The sequence below is a fragment of the Streptomyces sp. NPDC096324 genome (assembly GCF_044763015.1).
Classification (GTDB): Bacteria; Actinomycetota; Actinomycetes; order Streptomycetales; family Streptomycetaceae; genus Streptomyces.
In genome coordinates this window covers 1-19,575 of record NZ_JBIWFK010000027.1, presented here as the reverse complement: position 1 = coordinate 19,575, position 19,575 = coordinate 1, and the positions used below count along the sequence as shown (strand labels likewise).

Annotated in this window: 15 protein-coding genes; 12 read left to right on the top strand and 3 right to left on the bottom strand. The window is 72.4% G+C overall.

The features are described from left to right. Positions 1 to 116: 116 nt before the first annotated feature. Both ACIQ7M_RS39625 and ACIQ7M_RS39620 read left to right on the top strand, forming a co-directional pair. The gene (locus ACIQ7M_RS39625; protein ID WP_403653649.1) at positions 117 to 3,851 is read left to right on the top strand and encodes a glycosyltransferase; all 3,735 of its coding nucleotides are present in this window, start codon (positions 117 to 119) and stop codon (positions 3,849 to 3,851) included. Continuing rightward, positions 3,848 to 5,356, top strand: a complete 1,509-nt coding sequence (locus tag ACIQ7M_RS39620) for a DUF5719 family protein (RefSeq protein WP_403653646.1) — start codon at positions 3,848 to 3,850, stop codon at positions 5,354 to 5,356. The genes ACIQ7M_RS39625 and ACIQ7M_RS39620 overlap by 4 nt, the downstream gene beginning before the upstream one ends. Positions 5,357 to 5,406: 50 nt before the next feature. Here ACIQ7M_RS39620 and ACIQ7M_RS39615 read toward each other — a convergent pair whose 3' ends face one another. Continuing rightward, positions 5,407 to 5,856, bottom strand: a complete 450-nt coding sequence (locus tag ACIQ7M_RS39615; RefSeq protein WP_355767411.1) for a metallopeptidase family protein — start codon at positions 5,854 to 5,856, stop codon at positions 5,407 to 5,409. A 292-nt stretch (positions 5,857 to 6,148) separates the two neighbouring features. Between ACIQ7M_RS39615 and ACIQ7M_RS39610 the strand changes: the two genes are divergently transcribed. The 9 genes from ACIQ7M_RS39610 (at position 6,149) to ACIQ7M_RS39570 (ending at position 16,821) form a co-directional block, all read left to right on the top strand. Continuing rightward, the gene (locus ACIQ7M_RS39610) at positions 6,149 to 6,625 is read left to right on the top strand and encodes a DUF3499 domain-containing protein (protein ID WP_355767378.1); all 477 of its coding nucleotides are present in this window, start codon (positions 6,149 to 6,151) and stop codon (positions 6,623 to 6,625) included. A gap of 144 nt (positions 6,626 to 6,769) precedes the next feature. Continuing rightward, the gene (locus ACIQ7M_RS39605) at positions 6,770 to 8,386 is read left to right on the top strand and encodes an L-lactate permease (RefSeq protein WP_403653642.1); all 1,617 of its coding nucleotides are present in this window, start codon (positions 6,770 to 6,772) and stop codon (positions 8,384 to 8,386) included. 93 nt (positions 8,387 to 8,479) lie between these two features. Next, positions 8,480 to 9,841, top strand: a complete 1,362-nt coding sequence (locus ACIQ7M_RS39600) for a phosphomannomutase/phosphoglucomutase (protein WP_403653639.1) — start codon at positions 8,480 to 8,482, stop codon at positions 9,839 to 9,841. A 352-nt stretch (positions 9,842 to 10,193) separates the two neighbouring features. Further along, a complete protein-coding gene (locus ACIQ7M_RS39595) occupies positions 10,194 to 10,364 on the top strand; it encodes a Trm112 family protein (RefSeq protein ID WP_355767387.1) in 171 nt (56 codons plus the stop codon). Positions 10,365 to 10,665: 301 nt separating this feature from the next. Next, positions 10,666 to 11,793, top strand: a complete 1,128-nt coding sequence (locus tag ACIQ7M_RS39590; protein WP_386983737.1) for an SIS domain-containing protein — start codon at positions 10,666 to 10,668, stop codon at positions 11,791 to 11,793. 129 nt (positions 11,794 to 11,922) lie between these two features. Next, positions 11,923 to 13,074, top strand: coding sequence for a mannose-6-phosphate isomerase, class I (gene manA / locus ACIQ7M_RS39585; protein WP_403653635.1), 1,152 nt, complete (start codon positions 11,923 to 11,925; stop codon positions 13,072 to 13,074). A 145-nt stretch (positions 13,075 to 13,219) separates the two neighbouring features. Continuing rightward, the gene (locus ACIQ7M_RS39580) at positions 13,220 to 14,200 is read left to right on the top strand and encodes a cation diffusion facilitator family transporter (RefSeq protein WP_355767395.1); all 981 of its coding nucleotides are present in this window, start codon (positions 13,220 to 13,222) and stop codon (positions 14,198 to 14,200) included. 406 nt (positions 14,201 to 14,606) lie between these two features. Then, entirely contained in the window at positions 14,607 to 16,064 is a 1,458-nt protein-coding gene (gene ahcY / locus ACIQ7M_RS39575) for an adenosylhomocysteinase (RefSeq protein WP_403653631.1), read from the top strand. Between the two features lie 100 nt (positions 16,065 to 16,164). Further along, entirely contained in the window at positions 16,165 to 16,821 is a 657-nt protein-coding gene (locus ACIQ7M_RS39570; protein WP_386989599.1) for a hypothetical protein, read from the top strand. Positions 16,822 to 16,850: 29 nt separating this feature from the next. Here the strand turns inward: ACIQ7M_RS39570 and ACIQ7M_RS39565 are convergent, their stop codons facing one another. Further along, the gene (locus tag ACIQ7M_RS39565) at positions 16,851 to 18,023 is read right to left on the bottom strand and encodes an RDD family protein (protein WP_403653628.1); all 1,173 of its coding nucleotides are present in this window, start codon (positions 18,021 to 18,023) and stop codon (positions 16,851 to 16,853) included. Between the two features lie 129 nt (positions 18,024 to 18,152). On the opposite strand from ACIQ7M_RS39565, the gene ACIQ7M_RS39560 reads away from it, so the two are divergent. Next, positions 18,153 to 19,160 carry a stage II sporulation protein M gene (locus tag ACIQ7M_RS39560; RefSeq protein WP_403653625.1) on the top strand — a complete coding sequence of 336 codons (1,008 nt, stop codon included), beginning with the start codon at positions 18,153 to 18,155 and terminating at the stop codon, positions 19,158 to 19,160. A 186-nt stretch (positions 19,161 to 19,346) separates the two neighbouring features. Here ACIQ7M_RS39560 and ACIQ7M_RS39555 read toward each other — a convergent pair. Continuing rightward, positions 19,347 to 19,575: hypothetical protein (locus ACIQ7M_RS39555; RefSeq protein ID WP_403653622.1), on the bottom strand; the 229-nt coding region annotated here is incomplete at its 5' end.

Below are 19,575 nucleotides of genomic sequence, written 5' to 3'. Positions count from 1 at the left end.
GGCGGCGGGCCGCCGTCTTTCCCAGCCGTTAGTGTGGGCCCTCGTCCGAGACGTCCCGCTGTCCCCGCCGGACACAGACGTCCACCGCAGTCCATCGAACCGGGGCCCGTACCTCGATGTCCGCGCACAGCCTTTCGGCAGCCAGTAACGACGCCGCTGCCGCCCCTGAGTTCCCGCGCCACGTGGTGACCGCGGTGCTCGTCTCCCACGACGGCGCCCGCTGGCTGCCGCAGGCGCTCGCCGGGCTGCTCGGCCAGGACCGCCCCGTGCAGAACGCGATGGCGGCCGACACCGGCAGCGCGGACGCGTCCGCCGAGCTGCTCACCGAGGCGCTCGGCGCCGACCGCGTGCTGCACCTCGCGCGGCGCACCGGCTTCGGCCAGGCCGTCGAGGAGGTGTCCCGCACCGCCCCCGAGCTCACCCCGGACGACCTGCCCTACCTCAAGCGTCCGAGCGGCTGGGACCCCGTCACCCGTAGCTGGCGCGACGACACCTACGACCTGCCGGACCTCCCGCACGGCGAGCCCGAGCAGTGGCTCTGGCTGCTGCACGACGACAGCGCCCCGGAACCCGACGCGCTGGCCCAGCTCCTGCGCGTCGTGGAGAACGAGCGGGAGCTCGGCCAGGACGTGGCCGTCGTCGGCCCCAAGCTCCGCGGCTGGTACGACCGCCGGCAGCTCCTCGAGGTCGGCGTCACCATCGCCAACTCGGGCCGCCGCTGGACCGGTCTGGACCGGCGCGAACAGGACCAGGGACAGCACGACCACGTCCACCCGGTGCTGTCCGTGTCCACCGCGGGCATGCTGATCCGCCGTGACGTCTTCGAGGAACTCGGCGGCTTCGACCGCCGGCTGCCCCTCATGCGCGACGACGTCGACCTGTGCTGGCGCGCCCAGTCCGCCGGCCACCGGGTGCTCGTCGCCCCGGAGGCCGTCGTCCGGCACGCCGAGGCGGCCTCCCGCGAGCGCCGCGCCGTCGACTGCGTGGGCCGCACCGCCGCGTCCCCGCACAAGGTCGACAAAGCGGGCGCCGTCTACACCCTCCTCGTCAATGCCCGTACGGCGCAGCTCCCCTGGATCCTGATCCGCCTGGTCCTCGGCACCCTGGTGCGCACCCTCGCCTACCTCGTGGGCAAGGTCCCCGGACAGGCCGTCGACGAGATCCGCGGCCTCCTGGGCACCCTGCTGCGCCCCGAGCGGATCATCGCCGGCCGGCGCAGGCGCGGCCGCCCGCAGGTCGACAAGGGTGAACTGCGGTCCCTGTTCCCGCCCGCGGGAGCCACCGTGCGGGCCACCATCGAGCAGGTCGCCGGCAACCTGACGAGCGACTCCGACCCCGACGCCGTCACCGGCGCCGGCCGGCACGGAGGCGCCGTCGAGTCCGGACCGGGCGGCGACGACGGCGACTTCCTGGAGATCGAGCAGTTCGCCCGGATCAAGCGCATCGCGCGCAACCCCGGCCCGATGCTGTTCCTGGTGCTCCTGTTCGTCTCGCTCCTCGCCTGCCGCGAACTGCTCGGCGGCGGGGCCCTCTCGGGCGGTGCGCTGCTGCCCGCACCCTCCGACGCCTCCGACCTGTGGGCGCGCTATCTCGACGGCTGGCATCCGGTGGGCGCGGGCTCCACCCGGTCCGCCCCGCCCTACCTCGCGATCGTCGCGCTGCTGGCGTCCGCGCTCCTCGGTTCCACGGGGCTCGCGGTCACCGTCCTCCTCGTGGGATCCGTGCCGCTGGCCGGCTTCGCCGCCTACTTCGCCTCGCGCCCCCTCGTCGAGTCCCGTCTCCTGCGCGCCTGGGCGTCCGTCGTCTACGCCTTCCTGCCCGCCGCCACCGGCGCGCTCGCCGGCGGCCGCATCGGCACCGCCGTCCTCGCGATCCTGCTGCCGCTCATCGCGCGCGCGGGCATCGCGGCGAGCGGCCTCGCGCACGGCTCCCGGGCCCGCGGCAGCTGGCGCGCGACCTGGGCGTACGCCCTGCTGCTGACGTTCACCACCGCGTTCACCCCGATCGTGTGGCCCATCGCGCTGGTCCTCGGCATCGCCCTCCTCGTGGTGCGCCGCAGGGAGATCCCCGCCTACGGACCGCGTTTCCTGGCCCAGCTCGGCACCCCGCTGCTGGTCCTCGCCCCCTGGTCGCTGACCCTGCTGCCGTTCGGCTTCTTCCAGCAGGCCGGCCTGGACTACGGCACCGGCGCGGCCTCCGCGCTCGACCTGCTCAGCGCCAGCCCCGGCGGGCCGGGCACGGTCAGCGGACTGATGCTCTTCGGCATCGTGCTCGCCGCGCTGGCCGCGCTGCTGCGCTCCGAGCGCCAGGCGGGGATCCGGACCGCCTGGGTCGTCGCCGTCGTCGCCCTCGTCTTCGCGGCCCTGTCCAACCGTTCCACCTGGGCGGGACCCGCGACCCTCGTGTACGGCCTCGCGCTGCTCGCCGCCGCCGCCGTCGGCTCCGACGGGGCACGCGCGCGTGTCGCCGAGCAGAGCTTCGGCTGGCGCCAGCCGGTGGCCGCGCTCATCGCCTTCGCCTGTGCCGCGGGCCCGCTGCTCGTCGCCGCCGGATGGATCATCCGCGGCGCCGACGGACCCGTCGAGCGCCGCGACCCGGTGCAGGTGCCCGCGTTCGTCGCCGAGGAGAGCAACACCCGCGACCAGGCCCGCACGCTCGTCCTCGACAGCCGCTCCGCCGCCGACGTCGGCTACGTCCTCGTCCGCGGCTCCGGCGCCCGTCTCGGTGACGCCGAACTCGCCGCGGCCGGTGGCGAGAACAAGAAGCTCGACAAGGTCGTCGCCAACCTCGTGGCGGGCTCCGGCGCCGACCAGGCCGATCAGCTCGGCGGCTTCGCCGTGCGCTACGTCCTGGTCCGCAAGGGCGCGCCGCGCGAGGTGAGCCGCGTCCTGGACGCCACCCCGGGCCTGTCCCGGCTGAGCCAGCAGGACGGCAGCGCCCTGTGGCGCGTCGACCAGCAGGTCTCACGCGCCGCGATCGTCCCCGCGTCCGGTGACACGGAGTCCATCGCCGCCGGTCCCGTCGAGGTGCACACCACGGTTCCCACCGGGGACGAGGGCCGCGTCCTGCGCCTGGCCGACGCCGCCGACGCCGGCTGGACGGCGACCCTCGACGGCAAGCAGCTCAGCCGCACCACGGTCGACGGCTGGGCCCAGGGCTTCCGGCTGCCCTCCACCGGCGGCAGGCTGGACGTCACGTTCGAGGCACCGCTGAGCCACACGGCCTGGCTGTGGGCCCAGAGCCTCCTCGCCCTGGTCCTCGTGGTGCTCGCCCTCCCCGGGCGGCGCCGGGACGTCGACGACGACCTCCCCGAGGAGCAGCAGCCCGTAACCGCCCAGGACATGACGGGCGACGGCCGCCGTGCCCGCCGACTGCGCGCCCAGGCCGAGGCCGAGGCCGAGTCGGGGCAGCCGGACGAGGAAGCGGAGTTCGACGAGGCCTTCCCCCTGGACGCCGACGCGGACGAGGGCGAGGACCGGGAGGCCCCGGCCGTCGCCGTCCCGCATCAGCAGGCGTACGGCGAATGGGACTCCCCGAGCTACGCGAACGCCGAGTACGACACCTACGGCGGCGAGCGGTACGAGGGGCAGCAGGGGTACCCGGCGGGCACCTACGACCAGCAGCCGTACCCGGCGGATCCGTACCAGGGCGGCCAGTACGACCCGTACGCCTACGGCGGCACGGCGGCGTACGACCAGAACTACGGCCAGGGCTACGACGCGAACGGCGTGCCCTTCGATTCCCGGGGCCAGGGCTACGACCAGGGCGGGCAGGGATACGACCCGGCCTACGACCCCACGCGGCCCCCGCACGGCACCGACAGTGAGCGCCCCGACGGGAGCCAGCAGTGAACCGCACCACCCTGTCCCTGATCGCGGCGGCGACCGCGCTCGCCGCCGTCACCGGCTTTGCGACCCTCAAGCCGTCCGGCGCCGACGGCGACAGCGCGTCCGCCACGGCCGCGCGGCTGCCCGTGGAGCGCACCAGCCTGCTCTGCCCGCAGCCGAGCACGTCGGACATCGCGGACACCGCGTACACGTCCTTCACGCCCGTCGTGGACGGTGCGAGCGGCAGCGGGAAGGCTCAACTCCAGGCCGCCGCCGAGGAGTCGGCCGAGGGGTCCGACTCGGCCGACGGCAAGAAGAAGGGTGCCAAGACCGCCAAGCCCGTCGTCCAGCCCAAGGAGCCCGGCAAGCCGGCGGCCGGCGACACCTCGGGCGCCGAGGCGCCCGCCCTCGTCGGCGTCGCCTCGGGCAAGTTCGCGCCCGGCTGGACGGTTCAGGAGACCACCGAGGTCGCGGCGGGTGCCGGGCGCGGTCTGCTCGGCACCAACTGCGCCGCGCCCGACACCGAGTTCTGGTTCCCGGGCGCCAGCACCACCGAGCAGCGCGCCGATTACGTCCATCTGACGAACCCGGACGACGCCGCGGCGGTCGTCGACATCGATCTGTACGGCAAGGACGGCACGCTCAAGTCCACGGTGGCGGACGGGATCACGGTCCAGGCGCACGCCAGCGAACCGATCCTGCTGAACACGCTGACCAGCGATCCGCAGGCCGACCTCACCGTGCATGTGAAGGTCCGCAGCGGCCGGGTCGGAGCCGCCGTCCAGGCACTCGACGCGAAGACGGGCGGCGACTGGCTGGCCGCCTCCGCCGACCCCGCGGGCACTCTCGTGATGCCGGGCATCCCCAAGGACGCCACCTCCGTGCGCCTGGTCGCCTTCGCGCCCGGTGACACGGACGCCGACCTGAAGGTCCGCCTCGCCTCGCCCTCGGGGACGATCACCCCGGCGGGGAACGAGACGCTGCACGTGAAGGCCGGCATGACCGCGGCCGTCGACCTCGGGGACGTCACCCGCGGCGAGGCGGGCTCCCTGGTGCTCAGCCCCACCGGATCGTCCGCGCCGGTCGTCGCCGCGCTGCGGGTGGTGCGGGGCAAGGGCGCCGCTCAGGAGACCGCGTTCATTCCGGCCACCGCTCCGGTCGGCGCGCGCGCGACGGTCGCCGACAACACCGCCAAGGGGTCCACGCTCGCCGTGACCGCCCCCGGCGAGGGAGCCACGGTCAAGGTCACCGCGTCCGCCGGCAGCGGGGGCGGTACGGCGGTCTCGAAGACGTTCACCATCAAGGGCGGGACCACCCAGAACGTCGCGGCACCCGTCCCGAGCGGGCTCAAGGGCACGTACGCCCTGACCGTCGAGACGGTCTCCGGAGGCCCGGTGTACGCCTCCCGGATGCTCTCGGCGAGCCAGGACGGCGTTCCGGCCTTCACCATCCAGAACCTTCCGGACGACCGCGGGACGGTCTCGGTGCCGGACGCCGAACAGGACCTCTCGGTGCTGCTCGGGCCGTGACACGGGACCGGTGATCCGTCCGGGCCGGAGCGGCCGTTCCCGGGCGGGTCTCAGTCCTCGCCGTAGCGCGGGTCGACCGTCTCCGGTGTCAGGCCCAGCACTTCCGCGACCTGTTCCACGACGACCTCGTGCACCAGGGCGGCGCGCTCGTCGCGCCCCTTGGTGCGGATCTCGATCGGGCGGCGGTAGACGACCACGCGCGCGGGATGCCCCTCGCGAGCCGCGACCGTGCCGCCCAGCGGCACCGCCTCGTCGCTCCAGCCCTCGCCCGAGCGCTCGAGGCGGGGGACTTCGAGGATCATGAAGTCGATGTCCGCGAGCTGCGGCCAGCGTCGCTCCAGCCGTTCCACGGAGTCCTGCACGAGGTCCGCGAAGACCTCGGAACGGCTCGCCGCGAGCGGTACCTGGGGCGGCGCCACGGGGCCGCGCATGCCCCTGCCGTGGCGGTCGCGACGACGGGGACCGGGCGCTGCGGCACGGGGTGGTACGGGGCTGTCCATCACTGACGAAGAGTAGTCCCCCCCGGCCCGGCCGCCCGGCCCCACGCGCCGGTCGTCGACGGGCGGCCGACGGGCGGCCGACGGGCGGGAGGGCGGACGTCCCCGGTCCGTCCCCGGCCCCACCTGTCTTCCGGATGACGCCCGATGACCGTTCGCGTCAAGATTCAGCTCGATTCCGTATCTCTCCAAGACCGTCTCTGACAGGGCAATTGGCATGATTCGCACCAAGTGATGACCGGATTCAGGTCTGTTCGGTATCTCGGCACCTGATGTCGCCCCAGGTCATGGCCTGATGCCCCGGAAGCGGTGTGGGGCGTCTCACAGCACGACACGGTGGGGTGACCTGGGGGAGAGTCGTCGCGGCCCGCTCAAGAGTGCGGTACCGTCCAACCTCGTGAGCCTTGTACGTCGCTGTTCGCGCACCGCTTGCGGCCGTCCCGCCGTCGCGACGCTGACGTACGTCTACGCCGACTCGACCGCGGTTCTCGGCCCGCTCGCCACCTACGCCGAACCCCACTGCTACGACCTGTGCGCCGAGCACTCCGAGCGCCTCACCGCGCCGCGTGGCTGGGAGGTCGTCCGCCTCGCCGACTCCTCCGGTCCCGCGCGCCCCAGCGGTGACGATCTGGAGGCCCTGGCGAACGCGGTGCGTGAGGCGGCCCGTCCGCAGAAGCGCGCGGCGGAGGCCGGCGGCAGCGCCCGCTCGGTCGACCCGATGGAGGTCGCGCGCCGCGGCCACCTGCGGATTCTGCGCTCGCCCGAGAACTGATCGCCGCCCTCCCGGCCGCGGCGCCCTTCGCATCCCGATTCCGATGACCGGCGCACGCCCATTGACGTGAAGTTGTCGCGGACACGACGATTCCGTTTGCCGTGAGAAATCGCTTTCCGCATCACGGAATCCGGGGAGGCGTCCGTGTACGTCCAGGAACTGCGACCCGTCGCCGACTCGCTCGGCCTGTCCGCCCTCGTGGCCGCCCTGCCCCTCGTCGTCGTGCTGATCCTGCTCGGCGGAGTCCGGCTCAAAGCCCACCTGGCGGGCCTGGCAGGCCTTCTGGCGGCCTCGCTGGTCGCCTGCCTCGCCTACGGCATGCCGGTGGAGCAGACGCTCTCCAGCGCCGCCCAGGGCGCCGCGTTCGGCCTCTTCCCCATCCTGTGGATCGTCGTCAACGCCCTGTGGGTGTACCGGATGACCGTCCGTACCCGGCACTTCGACGTCCTGCGCCGCTCGTTCGGACGCCTGTCGGACGATCCACGCATCCAGGCCCTCGTGGTCGCCTTCTGCTTCGGCGCGCTCCTCGAAGCCCTCGCCGGTTTCGGCGCGCCCGTCGCGATCTGCTCCGTGATGCTGGTCGCCCTCGGCTTCGACCCGGTGCGCGCGGCGGTCGTCTCCCTCGTCGCCAACACCGCGCCGGTCGCGTTCGGCGCGATGGCCACCCCGGTCGTGACCCTCGCCCAAGTCACCGGCCTGCCGCTGGACTCCGTCGCCTCGGTGGTGGGCCGGCAGACACCGCTGCTCGCGCTGGTCGTGCCGCTCGTCCTGGTCGGTCTCGTCGACGGCCGGCGCGGACTGCGCGAGACCTGGGCGCCCGCCCTCGCCTGCGGAGTCGCCTTCGCCGCCGTCCAGTTCGCCGCCTCGAACTACGTCTCCGCGCAACTCGCCGACATCGGCGCCTCCTTGGCCGGCGCCGCCGCCCTGGTCGCCCTGCCGCACGCGCGCGTGCCCGCCACCGAGTCCGTACGGGCCTCGGTCCTGACCGGCGCGCGCGGCGACGAGCTCGACGAACGGGACCCGCGCCGTGACGTCGTGCGCGCCTACGCCCCGTACGCCCTGATCGTCACGGTCTTCTCGATCGCGCAGATCCCCGCGGTGAAGGACTGGCTGGCGCGGGCGACCCGCACGTTCGACTGGCCCTTCCTCGATGTCGTCGCGCCGAACGGCGAACCGGTCGGCGGGAACGTCTTCACCTGGCCGGTCGTGTCGACCGGTGGCACCCTCGTGCTGCTCGCCGGTCTCGCCACCGCCGTGGTGCTCGGGGTGCCCGCGCGCGTGGCCGTCCGGGAATGGCTCGCGACCGTGCACGAGTTGAGGTTCGCGATCCTGACCGTGACGTCCGTGCTGGCCCTCGCCTACGTCATGAACCTCTCCGGACAGGCCGCCACGATCGGCCACTTCGTGGCGGCGGCCGGCTCCGGACTCGCCTTCCTGTCACCCGTCCTGGGCTGGTTCGGAGTGGCGGTGTCCGGTTCCGACACCTCGTCGAACGCCCTCTTCGGCGCCCTCCAGGTCAGCGCCGCCCGGGAGTCGGGGCTGTCGCCCGAACTCCTCGCCGCCGCCAACAGTTCGGGCGGTGTCCTCGGCAAGATGATCTCGCCGCAGAACCTGACGATCGCCTGCGCCGCCGTCGGACTGGAGGGGCGCGAGGGCGACCTGCTGCGCAAGGTGCTGCCCTGGAGTCTCGGACTGCTGCTCGTCATGTGCCTGATCGTGGTGGGACAGAGCTCGCCGGTCCTCTCCTGGATGCTGCCCTGACCCGGGACGCGCGACGCCGGAGCCGGGCTCCGCCCGCGGTCGGCCCGTACGGGTAGTTTGGGGCGACCGAAGTGGACTCCTGGAGGGTTGGCCGTGACTGCTGATCTGTCGCAGCTCGTGAAGGCGTACGACGTACGCGGGGTGGTCCCGGATCAGTGGGACGAGCCGCTCGCCGAGCTGTTCGGTGCCGCCTTCGTCCAAGTGACCGGCGCGGACGCCATCGTGATCGGGCACGACATGCGGCCGTCGTCGCCGGGCCTCTCCCGCGCCTTCGCGCGCGGCGCCGCGGCACGTGGCGTCGACGTGACCGAGATCGGCCTGTGCTCGACGGACCAGCTCTACTACGCGTCGGGCGCGCTCGGCCTGCCGGGCGCCATGTTCACCGCCTCGCACAACCCGGCCCAGTACAACGGCATCAAGATGTGCCGGGCGGGCGCGGCCCCCGTCGGCCAGGACACCGGGCTCTCCGAGATCCGCCGGCTCGCCGAGACCTGGCTCGACTCCGGCGCCCCGGCCTCGGACGCCACACCCGGAACGATCACCCGGCGTGACACGTTGGAGGATTACGCGGCCTACCTCCGCTCGCTCGTCGACCTGACCTCGATCCGCCCCCTGAAGGTCGTCGTCGACGCGGGCAACGGCATGGGCGGACACACCGTGCCGACGGTGTTCTCCGGTCTGCCGCTCGAACTCGTCCCGATGTACTTCGAACTGGACGGCACCTTCCCGAACCACGAGGCCAACCCGCTCGACCCGGCCAACATCGTCGACCTCCAGAAGCGCGTCCGCGAGGAGGGCGCCGATCTCGGCCTGGCCTTCGACGGCGACGCCGACCGCTGCTTCGTCGTCGACGAGCGGGGCGAGCCGGTCTCCCCGTCCGCGATCACCGCGCTGGTCGCCGCCCGCGAACTGGACAAGCACGGCGGCGGCATGGTCATCCACAACCTCATCACCTCCTGGTCGGTGCCGGAGGTCGTCCGCGAGCACGGCGGCACCCCGGTCCGCACCCGCGTCGGCCACTCCTTCATCAAGGCCGAGATGGCCGCCTCCGGCGCGATCTTCGGCGGCGAGCACTCCGCGCACTACTACTTCCGCGACTTCTGGAACGCCGACACCGGCATGCTCGCCGCCCTCCACGTCCTCGCCGCCCTCGGCGGCCAGGACGGCCCGCTCTCCGGGCTCGTCGCGGAGTACGACCGCTACGCGGGCTCCGGCGAGATCAACTCCACGGTGGACGACCAGGCGGCCCGCCTCGCCGCCGTCAGGGCCGCCTACGAGGGCCGTGAGGGCGTCGAGTTCGACGAGCTCGACGGTCTGACGGTCACCCTCGGGGACTCGTGGTTCAACGTCCGACCCTCGAACACCGAGCCCCTCCTCCGTCTCAACGCGGAGGCCCCCGACGAGGCCACGATGGCGAAGCTCCGCGACGAGGTCCTCAAAATCATCAGATCCTGACCGACTCATCAGATCCCGACCCGGAACAAGCGCCCTGGCACCCTCACCCGGGGGTCCGGTGAACCGCCGGGTGGAGCGCCGTCCACGTACCGCCCCGCCGTCCGCGTCCCGGCCGTGCGCCGGACCGGCGGCAGGTCGGCGGGGCCGGGCACCGGGGTGAGCCGCGTCCCTGGTGCGGGGCCCGGCGCCGACGGGGTCCGCCCTGGCGGGCATCGGTTCCCGTGGGGACGCCGGGTGCGGAGGCTCGTACACCTGCTAGGCGCGCCTCACGAACCGTGGGCGCGCCCCGGCACCGGGCTTCCCGCAGCGGTACCCTGACCAGGCCGCATCCACCGTTTCGGAAGGACACCCCATGCCGCTCGAAGCCGGCCTCCTGGAGATCCTCGCCTGCCCGGCCTGCCATGCCCCGATCAAGGAGCAGGAGACCGAGCTGATCTGCACGGGAGCGGACTGCGGGCTCGCCTACCCGGTCCGCGACGGCATCCCCGTACTCCTGGTCGACGAGGCCCGGCGCCCCGCGTAAGCGACGCATCCGCCTCGCGCACAGCGGCGCCGCGACCGCCGCACGCGAGGCGACAGCGGCGCCGTCCCCGCGCGCGGGCCGACGGCGCGGCAGGCACGACGAGCCACGACACCCGACGACGAGCGACGCCACCGCCGCCCGGCCGACGGCGACGCGGCCGTCCCGATCGACGGCCGGCGCACGCCCGGCCGGCACCCGGTCCGACCCAGCGCCGCTCGGCCCCTCCCGCGAGCGACCCCGTGCAAGCGACCCCGGCGGCTCACGCGCAAGCGCCCCCCGGCGATCGGAGGCTACCGACCCCATGCTCGACGAATCGCTCCTCGACGATCCCGACGCGCTCACCCGGGCCGACCGGCGGGCCCTGCTCCGCGGCGCCGCCGAGGCCGGTGCCCGGGTACGCACCGCGGTCCGGCACGCCAACGAGGCCGGCATCTCCGAGCTGAAGCCGGACGGCCGCCCGCGCGCCGTCCTCATCGCGGGCCCCGGCATGGCCGCCACCGGCGTCGCCGAACTGCTCGGCACCCTCGCCGGAGCGAGCTGCCCCCTCACCCGGCTCACCCCCACGGGCGTCGCCCCCGCCGGAGGCGCCCTGCGCTGGGACCTGCCCGGCTGGGCCGGCCCCGTCGACCTCCTGCTGATCGCCACCCCCGACGGCAGCGAACCCGGCCTGGAACTGCTCATCGAGCAGGCCTACCGGCGCGGCAGCACCGTCGCCGCCGTCGCCCCCGCCGGCTCCCCGCTGGCCGAGTGGGTGGAAGGGAGCCACGGCCTCTTCGTACCGATGGCGACCGCCCCGTACGACCAGGAGGAGCCCCTGGGGGCATCGGCCCCCGGCGTGCTCTGGGCGCTGCTCACCCCGCTGCTCGTCCTCCTCGACCGCACCGGCCTGGTCACCGCCCCGCCGCAGGCCCTGCAGAAGGTCGCCGACCGCCTCGACCGCGTCGCCGAGCGCTGCGGCCCCGCCATCGCGGCCTACAGCAACCCCGCCAAGACGCTCGCCGTCGAACTGGCCGAGGCGCTCCCGGTGATCTGGACGGAGGGCACCTCCGCGGGCCCGGCCGGTCGCCGCTTCACCTCGGCGCTCGCCGAACTCGCCGGCCGCCCCGCGCTCACCGCCGAACTGCCCGAGGCCCTCGCCTCGCACAGCGTGCTGCTCGCGGGCGCGCTCGCCGCGGGCGCGGACCCCGACGACTTCTTCCGGGACCGCGTCACGGAGGCACAGGCACTGCACGCGCGCGTCGTGCTGCTCCGCGACCGTCCCATCGGCGGGATCAGCGCCGCACCCGCCGCCCGCGAACTCGCCCTCAGCCACGACACCGCGATCAGTGAGCTCGAACCCGAGGAGGGCGGCGAACTGGAAACCCTCGCCGAGCTGATCGCCATCACGGATTTCGCCGCCGTTTACCTGGCGCTCGCTTCGGGGGCCTGATCTTGGGCGGGACCCCGCGCCCGGCGCGCCGCACCGCCGGACCCCGCGCCGGGCTCCCCTGACACCACGCCTCCGATCGACGCCCGCCCCGGCGGGCCGCGCAGCGCACGTATGGAGAAGAAGACACCGATGGACCGCCTCGACAACACCGTCCGCCCCTACGCCTGGGGCTCGACCACCGCCATCCCCCTGCTCCTCGGCGTGGAGCCGACCGGCGAACCGCAGGCGGAGATGTGGATGGGCGCCCACCCGGGCGCGCCCTCGCGCACCGGGCGCGGTCCGCTCAACGAGGTCGTCGCCGAGGACCCGGAGCGGGAACTCGGCCGCGCCGCCGTCGCCAGGTTCGGCCCCCGGCTCCCGTTCCTGCTGAAGCTCCTCGCCGCCGGCGCCCCCCTCTCCCTCCAGGTGCACCCCGACCTCGAACAAGCCCGGGAGGGGTACGAGGACGAGGAGCGCCGCGGCGTCCCGATCGACGCCCCGCACCGCAACTACAAGGACGCCAACCACAAGCCCGAACTCATCTGCGCCCTCACCGAGTTCGACGGCCTGTGCGGCTTCCGCGACCCCGAGGAGGCCGCCGCGCTCCTCGCCGCCCTCGACGTCGACTCCCTCAAGCCGTACGTCGACCTGCTGCGCGCCCACCCGGAGGAGGCGGCGCTCCGCGAGGTCCTCACAGCGGTGCTGAGCGCCGACCCGGAGGACATGGCCCGTACGGTCACCGAGACCACGGCCGCCTGCGCCCGCCTCGGCGGCGACTACACCCCGTACGCCGGCCTCGCCCACCACTACCCGGGCGACCCCGGAGTCATCGCCGCGATGCTCCTCAACCACGTCCGGCTCCAGCCCGGCGAGGCCCTCTACCTCGGCGCCGGCATCCCGCACGCCTACTTGAACGGCCTCGGCGTCGAGATCATGGCCAACAGCGACAACGTCCTGCGCTGCGGTCTGACCCCCAAGCACGTCGACGTCCCCGAACTCCTGCGCGTGGTCCGCTTCGAGGCGGCCGACCCCGGCGTCCTGCGCCCGGAGGCGTCCCCCGACGGCGAGGAGGTCTACGCGACCCCCATCGACGAGTTCCGGCTCTCCCGTTACGCCGTCGCCGAGGGCGCCGATCCGCGCGACCTCACCCGCGAGACCCCGCAGATCCTGCTCTGCACCGCGGGTTCCGTGCGCGCCGACGGCATCGACCTGACCCCCGGCACCTCGGTCTTCGTACCCGCCGGCGAAAAGGCCGAAGTGTCCGGGTCCGGCACGATCTTCCGTGCGACAGTTGTCGCCTGACGGGACGACGGAAGGGACCTGAGGCGCGTCTCCGACAAGCCGGGCTGCAAGAATGGCCCACCGCAAAGGGTGGGCAAAGCCGGGACCGGACGGGGTACGAGGGTACGAACGGGTCCGGACGCGTACGAAGGGACAGCAGGAGCAGATGAGCGCTTCAGGCGGCACCAAAGCGATCGTGGCGGCACTCGGCGCCAACCTCGCGATCGCGGTATCGAAGTTCGTGGCGTTCGCCTTCAGCGGCTCCTCCTCGATGCTCGCCGAGGGCGTCCACTCGCTCGCCGACTCCGGCAACCAGGCGCTGCTCCTGATCGGCGGCAAGAAGGCCCAGCGCCAGGCGACCCCGCAGCACCCCTTCGGCTACGGCCGTGAGCGCTACATCTACGCCTTCCTCGTCTCGATCGTCCTGTTCTCCGTCGGCGGCATGTTCGCCGTCTACGAGGGCTTCGAGAAGATCAAGCACCCGCACGAGATCGAGCACTGGTACTGGCCGGTCGGCGTCCTGGTGTTCGCGATCATCGCCGAGGGCTTCTCCTTCCGTACGGCCATCAAGGAGTCCAACGAGCTGCGCGGCTCGCACTCCTGGTCCCAGTTCATCCGGCGCGCGAAGGCCCCCGAGCTGCCGGTCGTCCTCCTGGAGGACTTCGGCGCGCTCATCGGTCTGGTCCTCGCGCTCGGCGGCGTCGGTCTCGCCCTGCTCACGGGCGACGGCGTCTGGGACGGCATCGGCACGGTCTGCATCGGCGTCCTGCTCATCCTGATCGCCCTGGTGCTCGCCGCCGAGACCAAGTCGCTCCTGCTGGGCGAGTCGGCGGGCCCCGAGGACACCGCGAAGATCGAGGCGGCGATGGTCGACGGCGACACCGTCCCCCGCATCATCCACATGCGCACGCTCCACCTCGGCCCCGAGGAACTGCTGATCGCCGCGAAGATCGCCGTCCGCCACGACGACACGGCCGCCGAGGTGGCCAACGCCATCGACGCGGCCGAGGCCCGTATCCGCGCCGCCGTCCCGATCGCCCGGGTGATCTACCTGGAGCCGGACATCTACAGCGACACCGAGGCGGCCAAGGGCCCGGACCCCGCCGCGACCCCCGGCGGACCCACGCCGTCGCCGGCCGACCACTGACCCCGCCCGCCTCCGAACCGCCGTTCCACCCCGCCGGGGCCCGTCCGCGACACGGACGGGCCCCGGCGGCGTTCCTTCGTCCAGCACCCCGCTCCGGCACTCGCCATCTGCGCCGGGCCCTTCCGATTCAGGCCCGTGAAGGCTGCTTCGTCCGGACGTGGACTGGGGAGGGACCGGCCCACCGGTGTAGCTTGGTGACCGAGCCAGACGTCGCTGCTGATGGCGGTCGGGCGGTCCCACCGCGGACCGGCCGAGGGAGAGAGGGCCTCCGACGGACTGCGCTGCGCGCACCGGGCACACCTGTGCCCTGCCGGTGCACGTCCGTGCCCCGGTCGGGCACGCGTACGTGCCGCCGCCGCGCAGAACAGCCCTACCCACCTCGCCCCGATTCCGAGGAGCAGCTCGCATGACGACTGTCGACAACCGACAGGACTTCAAGGTCGCCGATCTCTCTCTGGCCGAGTTCGGCCGCAAGGAGATCACCCTCGCCGAGCACGAGATGCCCGGCCTGATGTCGATCCGCAAGGAGTACGCCGAGACGCAGCCCCTCGCGGGCGCCCGCGTCACCGGCTCCCTGCACATGACGGTGCAGACCGCCGTCCTCATCGAGACCCTGGTCGCCCTCGGCGCCGAGGTCCGCTGGGCCTCCTGCAACATCTTCTCCACCCAGGACCACGCCGCCGCCGCGATCGCGGTCGGCCCGAACGGCACACCCGAGAACCCCCAGGGCGTCCCGGTCTTCGCCTGGAAGGGCGAGACCCTGGAGGAGTACTGGTGGTGCACGGAGCAGGCGCTGACCTGGCCGAACACCCCCACCGGCGGCCCGAACATGATCCTGGACGACGGTGGTGACGCCACCCTCCTCGTCCACAACGGCGTCCAGTACGAGAAGGACGGCAAGGCCCCCTCGGTCGACACCGCCGAGAACGACGAGCACCGCGTCATCCTCGAACTCCTCAACCGCACGATCACCGACGGTTCGCAGAAGTGGACCCAGCTCGCCTCGGAGATCCGCGGCGTGACCGAGGAGACCACCACCGGCGTCCACCGCCTGTACGAGATGTACCGCGACGGCACGCTGCTGTTCCCGGCGATCAACGTGAACGACGCCGTCACCAAGTCGAAGTTCGACAACAAGTACGGCTGCCGCCACTCCCTGATCGACGGCATCAACCGCGCCACCGACACCCTGATCGGCGGCAAGACCGCCGTCGTCTGCGGCTACGGCGACGTGGGCAAGGGCTGCGCGGAGTCCCTGCGCGGCCAGGGCGCCCGCGTGATCATCACCGAGATCGACCCGATCTGCGCCCTGCAGGCGGCGATGGACGGCTACCAGGTCACGACCCTCGACGAGGTCATCGACAAGGCCGACATCTTCGTCACCACGACGGGCAACAAGGACATCATCATGGCCACGGACATGGCCAAGATGAAGCACCAGGCGATCGTCGGCAACATCGGTCACTTCGACAACGAGATCGACATGGCCGGCCTCGCGAAGATCCCCGGCATCGTCAAGGACGAGGTCAAGCCCCAGGTCCACACCTGGAAGTTCCCCGACGGCAAGGTCATCATCGTGCTGTCCGAGGGCCGCCTGCTGAACCTGGGCAACGCGACCGGCCACCCGTCGTTCGTGATGTCCAACTCGTTCGCGGACCAGACCCTGGCCCAGATCGAGCTGTTCACCAAGCCCGAGGAGTACCCGACCGACGTCTACGTGCTGCCCAAGCACCTCGACGAGAAGGTCGCCCGTCTCCACCTCGACGCGCTCGGCGTGAAGCTCACGACGCTCCGCCCCGAGCAGGCCTCGTACATCGGTGTCGAGGTCGAGGGCCCGTACAAGTCGGACCACTACCGCTACTGAGCACGCCCGCCGAGCAGCGGTACCACCGCTCGGCGTCCGGATGTCAGCAGGCCCTCGCCGTCCCGGCGGGGGCCTGTCCCCGATGAGGACCTGAACGCCCATGCCCCGCGGCCGCTATTCGCTCCATGATCCGCACGATCACACCCCTCTCGCCGACGAACACTTCCACTGCGCGCCCGGCCCCTCCGGCTGGCGCTACGTCTCCCAGCTCACGACACCCTCCGGCACGACGCCGGACGGCCTCCCCGAGCCCGCGACGGCGACGGTCACCGGCTCCGTCGACCTCGCCCTCGACGATCTCGGCCGTCCCATCCGTCTCGAACTGCACGCGGCCGGCTGGCAGGTGCGGGGCGCCGCTCTCGACGGCGTGACCTGGGTCCGCACCGACCCCACCGGGAACGAGGCCACCGAAGGCAACGTGCCCGCCCACGCCTTCACCGGCACCTCTCCCGCCTTCCTCGTCGCCATCGCCCGTCTCCTTCGTCTCACCCCTTCCGCCACCCCCTCGGCGACCCGTGTCCGCCTCGTCGCCTTCACCGACCCGGTCCTCGCCCCGCGCACCCTCGACCAGTCCTGGGCCTTGATCGCAAGCGAAACACACGCCACTGACAACGGACCGCTGACCGTGGACGAATACCAGGTCACAGCGCTGGACACCGGGGAACAGCACGCCGTGCACATCGCCGGCGACGTGGTGCTCGCCGCCCCCGGCATCGAACTGGAACACCTCGAATCACCGCCGTCGGTGTTCACCTGACGGCGGTGCCGGGCCGACGGCGCGGGCGGCTACGCCGGCGGCGCGAAGCCGGTCGACGGACCGTCACCCCGGTCGGCGTGCCCGACCGGGGTGACCGGGTCGGCCGAACCGACCGGAGCCGTGGACGGCTGCGGCGGCGCGACCGGATATCCGGCGGGGACCGGCGGGGTGGAGGGGACACCGGGACCCGGATAGAGGGGCCGGCCGGAAGGAGTACCGGGCTGAAGGGGAGAACCTCCGACGGGAGCTCCGGGCTGGTGGGGGTAGCCCGCGGGCGCGCCGGGAGGGAAGGGGTAGCTCGCGGGTGCGCCCGGCTGGAGGGGGTAGCCCGTGGGTGCGGCGGGCTGGAAGGGATAGGCCGCGGCGGCGGGGGGCTGGAAAGGGTTGCCGACAGGTGTGCCGGGCTGCGGGTACGGATAACCGGTGGGCGCGGGCGACAGGAAGCCGTTCGGCGCGGCACCGAATGTCCGCCGGGCCTCGCGGGTCTGGCGCTCGTGCACGACAGCCGCCAGATACGCGCCCGCCGGAACACCCTGCGGCGCCGGAGCCCCGGTGCGAGCGGCGAGATCCGCGGCGAGCCGCTCCGCCATCGCCCCACCGATCTGCGGATCCAGTTGCCGCATCCGCGTCAGGTACTGGCGGACCGCCAGCCACAGTTCGTCCGGTACGCCGGACAGATCGAGCTCCGCGAACCGTCCCGCCAGCCAGGGCGGCGGAGCGGGAACGTACGGCGTGCGCCCCACCGGGATCCGCTCCCGCACGACAAGAGTCCCCCCGAACACGTCACCGAGCCGGCGCCCGCGCTCCGACACCAGCGAAGCGATGCAGGCGACGATCCCGAAGGTCATCAGGATCTCGACCACCCCGATGGCACCGCGCACCAGAGCGTGCCGGAACCGGATCGGCCCGCCGTCGTCCCGCACCACCCGCAGCCCGCACGCCATCTTCCCCAGCGAACGTCCGTGGCTGAGCGTCTCCACGGCGATCGGACCGCCGACCAGCACCAGCAGGAAACTCGCGATCGAGACGGCGATCTGTGCCGCGTCGTCCAGCGTGGAGGTCGCCGCGACCAGACCGATGGTCACGACGATGTAGACCACCACCGCCACGACCAGGTCGAGCACCACGGCGAGCGCCCGGCTCGGCAGTTTCGCGGGCCGCAGCTCCAGTGCCACTGCCTCGCCCGTCACCAACTCGCGCACGCGCGCCGCCCTTCCCCTGACCTGCCCCGACAACCGCCAGTCTGCCAAGCTGAGGGCGCATCGCGCCCCAGTAGGACAAGCTGACATCCACGACGAGCCCCAGATGCGCAGCGAGGAGCAGGCAAAACGATGGACCTCGACGTCTTCGTCTCCGCCCACCGAGCCGAGTGGGACAGACTCGACGCCCTGCTGCGCCGCCAGCGCAGCCTGACCGGGGCCGAGGCCGACGAACTCGTCACCCTCTACCAGCGAACGGCCACCCACCTCTCACTGATCCAGTCCAGCGCGCCGGACCCCCAGCTCACCGGGCGCCTCAGCCAACTCGTCGCCCGCGCGCGCAGTGCCGTGACAGGCACCCGCCGGGCCTCGTGGCGCGACGTCACCCGCTTCCTGACCCAGGGATTTCCCGCGGCCGTGTACCGCGCCCGCCACTGGTGGGTGCCCACGGCGCTCCTGTCCACGGTCATAGCCGCCCTCCTCGGGTGGTGGATCGGCACGCATCCCGAGGTCCAGGCCGCCATCGCCGCGCCCGACGAGCTGCGTTCCCTCACCCGCCCCGGCGGTGAGTACGAGACCTACTACTCAAGCCATCCGGCCGCCGCCTTCGCCGCGCAGGTGTGGACGAACAACGCCCAGGCCGCAGCGATGTGCCTGGTGCTGGGTGTCTTCCTGGGCCTCCCGGTCCTCTGGATCCTCTTCGAGAACATGCTCAACCTGGGTGTCGGGATCGGTCTGATGTCCTCGGCCGGCCGGCTCGACACCTTCCTCGGGCTCGTCCTTCCGCACGGCCTGCTGGAACTGACCGCCGTCTTCGTCGCTGCCGGGACGGGGCTGAAGCTGGGCTGGACCGTGATCGACCCGGGCCTTCGATCCCGTCGTACGGCTCTCGCGGAGGAGGGGCGCGCCGCGCTCGGCATGGCGATAGGACTGGCGCTGGTCCTCTTCGTCTCCGGTGCCATCGAAGGCTTCGTCACGCCGTCGGGCCTGCCGACCTGGGCCCGCATCGGCATCGGAATCGCTGTTGAACTGGCCTTTCTCGCGTACGTCTATGTTCTTGGAGGTCGCGCGGCACGCTCCGGCGAGACAGGAGACGTCTCAGCATCCGAGCGAAGCGCCACTCTGCCGATGGCCGCCTGATGTGCGTGGGCCCCGGTTGACCTGCTAGCCTTCTCGTCACCCCAGAAAACCCGTTGACACGGGTCGAGCGGGGAGGTAGATTCGAACAGTTGCCTAGAACTGGACACGTCCGGTGGCAACGGTTAGAGTCTGCTCGCTTCTCAAAGCAATCGACACGTCGATTCAGAAGAAGCCCCTCCTGATGATTCAGAAATGGCCGCCGGTCAATCCGGCCCCCAAGATTCTGATAAAGTCGGAGCCGCTGAAAAGGAAAACGCGAGAGCGGATTACCTTGAAAGCACCGAGGAAATCGGGCCCGAAAGGATCTGATAGAGTCGGACTCGCCGGAAAGGGAAACGCGAAAGCGAGAACCTGGAAAGCACCGAGGAAATCGGATACGGAAACGGTCTGATAGAGTCGGAAACGCAAGACCGAA

Bases quoted from the DNA above. Each gene is read 5' to 3' on its own strand.
- ACIQ7M_RS39625 (WP_403653649.1), top strand. From the start codon at position 117: ATGTCCGCGCACAGCCTTTCGGCAGCCAGTAACGACGCCGCTGCCGCC.
- ACIQ7M_RS39615 (WP_355767411.1), bottom strand. From the start codon at position 5,856: ATGGACAGCCCCGTACCACCCCGTGCCGCAGCGCCCGGTCCCCGTCGT.
- ACIQ7M_RS39610 (WP_355767378.1), top strand. From the start codon at position 6,149: ATGCCCCGGAAGCGGTGTGGGGCGTCTCACAGCACGACACGGTGGGGT.
- ACIQ7M_RS39595 (WP_355767387.1), top strand. From the start codon at position 10,194: ATGCCGCTCGAAGCCGGCCTCCTGGAGATCCTCGCCTGCCCGGCCTGC.
- ACIQ7M_RS39590 (WP_386983737.1), top strand. From the start codon at position 10,666: ATGCTCGACGAATCGCTCCTCGACGATCCCGACGCGCTCACCCGGGCC.
- manA (WP_403653635.1), top strand. From the start codon at position 11,923: ATGGACCGCCTCGACAACACCGTCCGCCCCTACGCCTGGGGCTCGACC.
- ACIQ7M_RS39580 (WP_355767395.1), top strand. From the start codon at position 13,220: ATGAGCGCTTCAGGCGGCACCAAAGCGATCGTGGCGGCACTCGGCGCC.
- ahcY (WP_403653631.1), top strand. From the start codon at position 14,607: ATGACGACTGTCGACAACCGACAGGACTTCAAGGTCGCCGATCTCTCT.
- ACIQ7M_RS39570 (WP_386989599.1), top strand. From the start codon at position 16,165: ATGCCCCGCGGCCGCTATTCGCTCCATGATCCGCACGATCACACCCCT.
- ACIQ7M_RS39560 (WP_403653625.1), top strand. From the start codon at position 18,153: ATGGACCTCGACGTCTTCGTCTCCGCCCACCGAGCCGAGTGGGACAGA.